We start from the raw sequence: 7,186 nt of genomic DNA on the forward strand, positions 1-7,186 counted from the left end.
GCTCCGGCCCCTGCGCAATGCCGTCGGTCAGTTGCCGTCGGGGTCCTTGCGCTCGAGCGCCGGGTGCGTGCCCGGGCTGGACTCCGTGAGCAGGTAGTCGGCCGCGGCGCGGTCGGTGACCAGGCTGGTGACGAGCCCGGAGCGGAGCACCGCGCCGATCGCCGCCGCCTTGCGCTGCCCGCCGGCGATCGCCACGACCTCGGGGATCCGGCGCAGCCGGTCCGCCTCGACGGTGATGCAGCGCTCGCCCAGGTCCCGGCCGACCCGGCGCCCCTCGGTGTCGAAGAGGTGCGCGGACATCTCGGCGGCGACGCCCAGCGAGGCGTAGTGGGCGCGCTCGGCGTCGGAGAGCATGTCGTGGACGGTCGAGATGCCCGGCTCCCAGGAGCCGATGGAGACGCAGGCGACGGTCACCTTGTCGAAGTACTCGAAGGCCCGCGCGATGCCGGTCTGGCTGCGCAGCGCGGCCGCGGTCGCCGGGTCGGGCAGCAGCATGGGCGCGTAGATGGGGTGGGCCTCGCCGCCGGAGACCTGGGCGGCGCGCCGTACGGCCTCGACGGAGCCGCGCTCGGCGGTCCCGGCGTCGTACACCCCGGTGAGCTGGACGACCGTGCAGGGCGGCAGCCGGTCGAGGGCGGCCGCCATGTGGATGGTGGAGCGGCCCCAGGCCAGGCCGAGGACGTCGCCCTCGGTGACGAGCTCGCCGAGCAGGTCGGCCGCGACCTCGCCGAGGTTCTCCGGGTCGGGCGACTCGTCGTCGCCCTCCGCCGGGGACTCGACGACGACGGCGTGGCGGAGCCCGTAGCGGGCGCGGAGCGCGTCGGATCGCTCGGCGTCCAGCTCGGCCGGTACGCGGATCTCGATCCGCACGAGGTCGCGCTCCAGGGCGGTCTCCAGGACCCGGGCCACCTTGAAGCGGCTCACGCCGAACTCCTCGGCGATCTGGATCTTGGACTTGCCCTCGAGGTAGAAGCGGCGGGCCATGGCCGCCGCCTGCACCAGCTCCGCGGGGCCCATCCGCAGGGCTGACCGTCCCGCCGACATACCCGCCACCGCGATCTCCTCACTGCTGTTCACGTACCGCTGTTCACGTACGGCTGTCGTTCACACTGTTCACACTCTGGACTCGCCGTTCATCCTGTCAGATCCGGCGGGCCTTGATCAGTCCTGTCGGCGGCCCGACGGACCGCGTTCATCCGCCGGAGGCTCAGTGGCCACACGCCCACGCGGCGGACGCGGTCGCGGCCTCCGCGCGGGCCCGGAGCGAGGCGACGGCGGCGGCCGGATCCGCCGCTCCGTACACCGCGGAACCGGCGACGAAGACGTCGGCGCCGGCCTCGGCGCACCGCTCGATCGTGGACTCGGCGACCCCGCCGTCGACCTGGAGCCAGAGCTCCAGACCGTGCTTGGAGATCAGTTCCCGAGTGCGGCGGATCTTGGGCAGCATGATGTCGAGGAAGGCCTGGCCGCCGAAGCCGGGCTCGACGGTCATGATGAGCAGCATGTCGAGCTCGGGGAGCAGGTCCTCGAACGGCTCGATGGGCGTGGCCGGCTTGAGAGCCATCGAGGCCCGCGCGCCCTTGGCCCGGATCTCCCGAGCGAGCCGCACCGGCGCGGCGGCCGCCTCGACGTGGAAGGTCACCGAACCGGCGCCCGCCTCCACGTACTGCGGGGCCCAGCGGTCGGGGTCCTCGATCATCAGGTGACAGTCGAGCGGGGTGTCGGTGGCGCGGGCCAGCGACTCCACGATCGGCACGCCCAGCGTCAGGTTGGGCACGAAGTGGTTGTCCATCACGTCGACGTGCAGCCAGTCGGCACCGCCGACCGCCTTCGCCTCATCGGCGAGCCGGGCGAAGTCCGCGGACAGGATGCTGGGGTTGATCTGCGCCATGAGCCAAGCCTCCCACGTTCTTGGGTACTTCTTTGCCGCTGAGCGGTTTCGAATCCGGTCCAGACCAGTTTCGGTACGAAGTGACGAGTCCGGGACCGGCGCAGACCGGGAGATTACGGTCAGATGATCGAAGGGTCGAGGCCCTGACGGTCACGCGGTCCGGCGCAGCAGCGCCAGATACATGGCGTCCGTACCGTGCAGATGCGGCCACAGCTGGACGTCCGGGCCGTCGCCGAGCGCCGGGACGCCGGGCAGCAGCGGACGGGCGTCGATCAGCTCGGCGCCGCCGACCTTCTTGAGGACGTCGTCGACGACGACCCGGGTCTCGGCGAGGTGCGGCGAGCAGGTCGCGTACCCCACCACTCCGCCGACGCGCACGGCGCTCAGCGCCTCGGTGAGCAGGGCGCGCTGGAGCGGGGCGAAGCCGTCGAGGTCCTCGGGGCGGCGGCGCCAGCGGGCCTCGGGGCGGCGGCGCAGGGCGCCGAGGCCCGAGCAGGGCACGTCCACGAGGACGCGGTCGAAGGAGCCGGGGCGCCACGGCGGGCGGGTGCCGTCGGCGGCGATCACCTGATACGGACCGGGGTTGCCGGCGAGGGCGCGCTCGACGAGGCGGGCGCGGTGCGGCTGCTTCTCGGAGGCGAGCAGGAAGGCGCCGCGCTCGGCCGCGAGGGCGCCGAGCAGGGCGGCCTTGCCGCCGGGTCCTGCGCAGCCGTCGAGCCAGCGGGTGTCGGAGCCTTCGAGGGGAGCGTCGGCGAGGGCGATCGCGACGAGCTGGCTGCCCTCGTCCTGGACGCCGGCCCTGCCCTCCTTGACCGCCTCGATGGCGCCGGGCTCGCCGCCCTCGGCCATCCGCAGGGCGTAGGGCGACCAACGGCCCGGCAGGGTCTCGGTGGCGGCGGCGAGCTCCTCGGTGGTGGAGCGGCCGGGGCGGGCGACGAGGGTGACCTCGGGGCGTTCGTTGTCCGCCTCCAGGAGGTCCTCGATCCCGGCGCGGCCGCCGCCGAGGGAGTCCCAGAGCGCCGAGACGACCCAGCGGGGGTGCGAGTGGACGACGGCGAGGTGGTCCTCGGCGTCCTCGTCGTACGGCGGGGCGACCTGTTCGACCCAGGCGTCGAGGTCCTGCTGCGAGATCTTCCGCAGCACGGCGTTCACGAACTTGGCGCGCCCGTCGCCGAGCACCACCCGGGCCAGCTCGACGCTGGCGGAGACGGCGGCGTGCGTGGGGATCCGCGTCCCGAGCAGCTGGTGCGCGCCGAGCGAGAGGACGTCGAGCACGGGCGGGTCGACCTCGCGCAGCGGCCGGTCGATGCAGGCCGCGATGATCGCGTCGTACGTGCCCTGCCGGCGCAGCGTCCCGTACACGAGCTCGGTCGCGAGCGCCGCGTCCCGCCCGTCGAAATCGCCCTTCTCGCGGGCCTTCTTCAGCAGCGGCGGCAGCACCAGGTTCGCGTAGGCGTCCCGCTCGTCCACCGCCCTGAGCGCCTCGAAGGCGAGCATCCGGACCGGGTCCTTCTGGGGCCGCCGGTAGGGCTTGTGGGGACGACGACGTGCCTGCTCGCTCAAAGGTGCTCCGCGTGACGAAATGAAGAGGGTCGAACGCTCCCAGCCTACGTCGCCCGCGGAGCCGCCCGCGCCCTACGCCCCCAGCCGCTCACCGGGGGCGATGCGGACGCCGCGGGCCCAGTCGGCGGCCTTCATCGGCTTCTTGCCCTGGGGCTGGACCCAGAGCAGTTCGACGGCGTACGAGCCGGTGCCCGCGTACACGTTGTTCTTGCCGACGGCGAGCTCGCCCGGGGCGAGGTCGGTGCGGTCCGGGAGCGGGGTGACCTGGATCAGCTTGAGGCGTTCGCCGCGGAAGACGGTCCAGGCGCCGGGGGCCGGGGTGCAGCCGCGGACCACGCGGTCCACCCGGAGCGCGGGGGCGGCGAAGTCGACGTGGGCGTCCTCGACCTGGATCTTCGGGGCGAGCGTGATGCCCTCGACGGGCTGCGGTACGGCCTTGAGCGTGCCGTCCTCGATGCCGTCCATGGTCGCGGCGAGCAGTCCGGCACCCGCGAAGGCGAGCCGGGTGAGCAGGTCGCCGCTGGTGTCGGTGGGGCGGACGTCCTCGGTGACGACGCCGTAGACCGGGCCGGAGTCGAGGCCCTCCTCGATGAGGAAGGTGGACGCGCCCGTCACCTCGTCGCCGGCCATCAGGGAGTGCTGCACGGGCGCCGCGCCGCGCCAGGCGGGCAGCAGCGAGAAGTGCAGGTTGACCCAGCCGTGGGCGGGGATGTCGAGGGCGACCTTGGGCAGCAGCGCGCCGTACGCGACGACCGGGCAGCAGTCCGGCGCGATCTCCCGCAGCCGGGCGAGGAACTCCTCGTCGCGGGGCCTGGCCGGCTTCAGGACCTCGATCCCGGCCTCCTCCGCCCGCTGGGCCACCGGGCTGGCGACGAGCCGCCGGCCGCGCCCCGCCGGGGCGTCCGGTCGGGTGACCACGGCGGCCACCTCGTGCCGCCCGGAGGCGAGCAGGGCGTCCAGGGCGGGAACGGCGACCTCGGGGGTGCCTGCGAAGACGAGCTTCATGGGTGGGACTGCCTGTCTCTCCGGGGGCGTTGCGGGCAGCGCACCAGTCTAGGCGCCCTACGGGGAAGGGGGCGTACGGGAGGACGAGCGCCCCGCGCATATGCGTGTACGCCCCCGCAGCGTGACCCAACTCCCGGTGGCGCGTTGGTCAAGAGAGATTGACCGAATCGGGCCGCTGTTCCCCCTCCGCGGCCCGCCCCCTTAAACGCCGGTTCGAGAGGCTTTCACATGGCCGACCACGCAACCCACGACGCCCAAGCCCGGGCAAGTCTGCACCTGTTGGTGCGGGACATCGAGCGGGTCCGGCGGCAGGTGGACGCACTGCGCACGCTCACGGCCCAGCTGGGCAATGTCTACCGCCCTCGCCGCTCCGGCCCGTCGACGGGCTTCGTCGTCTACGGGCGCGCGCCCGCCCCGACCGTACGTCTCGCCCAGGAGCTGCGGGACAGTGTCGAGACGCTGGTGACCGCGGCGGTCGACTTCGACCGCTCGCTCGGGTTCTCCTGGGACGCGGTGGGTTCCGCGCTCGGGGTCACCAAGCAGGCCGTCCACCGCCGCTACGGCGCCCGTCGCGCGCCCCAGCCGGGCGTGGCCGTGGACCAGGAGCACTCGGTGGAGCCGGGCATGCCCCGCGCGCTTCCCTCGGTCCCCGCCGCCCGTTCGATGCCGCCGCAGCCCACCTCGGGCAGCGCCGCCCTCCGTGAGGACCCGCGCCCGTCGGCCTTCCCCGGCCCGCGCAACGTCTGACCCCGTACGCGCGCCACGGCCGCCCGCCCCACCGGGGACGGGCGGCCGTGGCGCGTCCGGGGCCAGGACGACGGCGTCAGCCGATGTCCGGCGGGTCCACGCGGATCCGTACCGGGTCCCCGCCGCCGCGCGCGAGGCGCCCCGCCCTGGCCTGCTTGAGCGAGGCCGCCAGGGCCGCCCCGCTGCCGGGCGGGACCCGGACCAGGGCCCGCTCCCACTGCTCGCCCTGCGGCGGGTCGCCGGGTCTGCGCGGTCCGCCGGGCCGGACGACGGGCAGCGGCACGGGGCCGAGGACCTCGGCGTCGGCGGGGAGCCCGGCCGCCGTCAGGAAGTCTTCGACGGCCTCCGGCGGCCCGGTGACGGCGGCCATCCGGGAGACCGGCGGGAAGCCCAGCTCGGCCCGCTCGGCCAGTTCCCGCTGGGCGTGCCCGACGGGGTCCCAGCGGACGAGCGCCTGGACGGGCCGGAGGGTCGGTTCGGCGACCACGACGACGGTGCCGCCCTCGGCCTGCCCCCGGACGAGGGAGGCCGCGTCGATCCAGCGGCGCAGCGCCTCCTCGCCCGCGCGCAGGTCGGGCCGGCCGAGCATGGCCCAGCCGTCGAGGAGCAGCGCGGCCGCGTAGCCGCCCTCGGCGACGGGCTCGGCGCCGGGGGTGGAGACGACGAGCGCGGGGCGTCCGGGGACGCTGTCCAGGACGTGGTCGCGTCCGGAGGTCCGTACCGGCACGGCGGGGAACGCCCGGCCGAGCTCCTCCGCGGTCCGCCGGGCGCCGACCACCTGGGCCCGCAGCCGGGCCGAGCCGCACTCCACGCAGTGCCAGTCGGGGGCGCCGCGCCCGCACCAGCCGCACCGCAGCTCCTGCTGCTCGGGGGCCTCCAGGGGCCCGGCGCAGTGCCGGCAGCGGGCGGGCGTGCGGCAGCGCTCGCAGGCCAGCCTCGGTACGTATCCGCGCCGGGGCACCTGGACGAGCACCGGCCCGGTCTTCAGCCCCTCCCGTACGGTCTGCCAGGCGAGCGAGGGCAGCCGGGCGGCGCGCGCGGCCTCGTCGCGGGCGAGTTCGCCGTCGCCGACGGTACGGATCAGGGGGGCGGCCCTGCGGACCTGTTCGCGGCCGGCGTCCAGCGGCCGGGCCCAGCCGGACTCGACGAGCTGGGCGGCCTCGACGGTGCAGCTGGTGGAGCCGAGGAGGAAGGCGCACCGGTCGTGGGCGGCGCGCAGCAGCAGCACCTCGCGCGCGTGGGGCTGCGGGGCGTGCGGCTCGCTGTGGCTGCCGTCGCCGTCGTCCCAGATGACGACGAGCCCGAGGTCCCGTACGGGGGCGAACATGGCGGCCCGGGTGCCGACGACGGCCCGCACGGCGCCGCGCCGGGCGGCGAGCCACTGCGCGTACCGCTTCTCGGGTCCCGCCTCGGCGGTGAGCAGCGCGTGCCGCCCCTCCCCCAGGACCTCGGTCAGTGCCGCGTCGACCCGGCCGGCGGCCCGTCCGTCGGGGACGACGACGAGCGCGCCCCGCCCGGAGGCGAGGGTCGCGGCCACGGCCCGGGCGATCTCCTGGGCCCAGTACGGCCCCGGCAGCGCGTTCCACACGGCCCGGGGCGCCCCACCGCGCGCGAGGGAGTCGAGGAACGCGGGCCCGCGCTCGTACCGCGTCCAGCTGCCCGGCTCCGGCGGCCTCGGCGGCGGCAGCGGCGCGGGCGAGGGCTTGCGCTCGGCGGTCGCGTTGCGCGGCGGGACGGCCAGCTGGAGGACGTCGGCGAGGCTTCCCGCGTACCGGTCGGCGACGGCCCGGGCGAGGCCGAGCAGCTCCGGCCCGAGGACCGGCTCCGGCGAGACGACGTCGGCGAGCGCGGCCAGCGGCCCCGAGTAGTCCGACTCGGCGCGCCGCTCCACCAGGAAGCCGTCGATGAGCCGGCCGCCCTCGCGCCGCCCGCCCCGCACCTGGTGGGCGCCCGCCCCGAACCGCACCCGCACCCGCACCC

General features: G+C 75.5%; 6 protein-coding genes. 1 reads left to right on the plus strand and 5 read right to left on the minus strand.

Annotation, left to right across the window (positions count from 1 at the left end):
- Positions 1-27: 27 nt before the first annotated feature.
- The 4 genes from CCN56_RS25425 to fmt all read right to left on the minus strand — a co-directional run bounded on the left by CCN56_RS25425 (position 28) and on the right by fmt (position 4,459).
- The gene (locus tag CCN56_RS25425) at positions 28-1,077 is read right to left on the minus strand and encodes a sugar-binding transcriptional regulator (protein WP_179199982.1); all 1,050 of its coding nucleotides are present in this window, start codon (positions 1,075-1,077) and stop codon (positions 28-30) included.
- Positions 1,078-1,207: 130 nt separating this feature from the next.
- On the minus strand, positions 1,208-1,891 hold the full coding sequence (gene rpe, locus CCN56_RS25430) for a ribulose-phosphate 3-epimerase (RefSeq protein ID WP_086830314.1): 684 nt from the start codon (positions 1,889-1,891) through the stop codon (positions 1,208-1,210).
- 150 nt (positions 1,892-2,041) lie between these two features.
- A complete protein-coding gene (locus CCN56_RS25435) occupies positions 2,042-3,454 on the minus strand; it encodes an RsmB/NOP family class I SAM-dependent RNA methyltransferase (RefSeq protein ID WP_086830315.1) in 1,413 nt (470 codons plus the stop codon).
- A 72-nt stretch (positions 3,455-3,526) separates the two neighbouring features.
- A complete protein-coding gene (gene fmt, locus CCN56_RS25440) occupies positions 3,527-4,459 on the minus strand; it encodes a methionyl-tRNA formyltransferase (protein ID WP_086830316.1) in 933 nt (310 codons plus the stop codon).
- A 228-nt stretch (positions 4,460-4,687) separates the two neighbouring features.
- Here fmt and CCN56_RS25445 point away from each other — a divergent pair, with 228 nt between their 5' ends.
- Complete coding sequence (locus tag CCN56_RS25445; RefSeq protein WP_086830317.1) at positions 4,688-5,206, plus strand: hypothetical protein; 519 nt, start codon at positions 4,688-4,690, stop codon at positions 5,204-5,206.
- Positions 5,207-5,282: 76 nt separating this feature from the next.
- Here CCN56_RS25445 and CCN56_RS25450 read toward each other — a convergent pair.
- A partial coding sequence (locus CCN56_RS25450) for a primosomal protein N' (protein ID WP_086830318.1) occupies positions 5,283-7,186 on the minus strand: 1,904 nt, incomplete at its 5' end.

This window comes from Streptomyces sp. NRRL B-24572 (assembly GCF_002156145.1).
GTDB classification, from domain to species: domain Bacteria; phylum Actinomycetota; class Actinomycetes; order Streptomycetales; family Streptomycetaceae; genus Streptomyces; species Streptomyces vietnamensis.

Excerpts from the sequence above, each read along its gene's own strand:
- CCN56_RS25445 (WP_086830317.1), top strand. The coding sequence starts at position 4,688 with ATGGCCGACCACGCAACCCACGACGCCCAAGCCCGGGCAAGTCTGCAC.
- fmt (WP_086830316.1), bottom strand. The coding sequence starts at position 4,459 with ATGAAGCTCGTCTTCGCAGGCACCCCCGAGGTCGCCGTTCCCGCCCTG.
- rpe (WP_086830314.1), bottom strand. The coding sequence starts at position 1,891 with ATGGCGCAGATCAACCCCAGCATCCTGTCCGCGGACTTCGCCCGGCTC.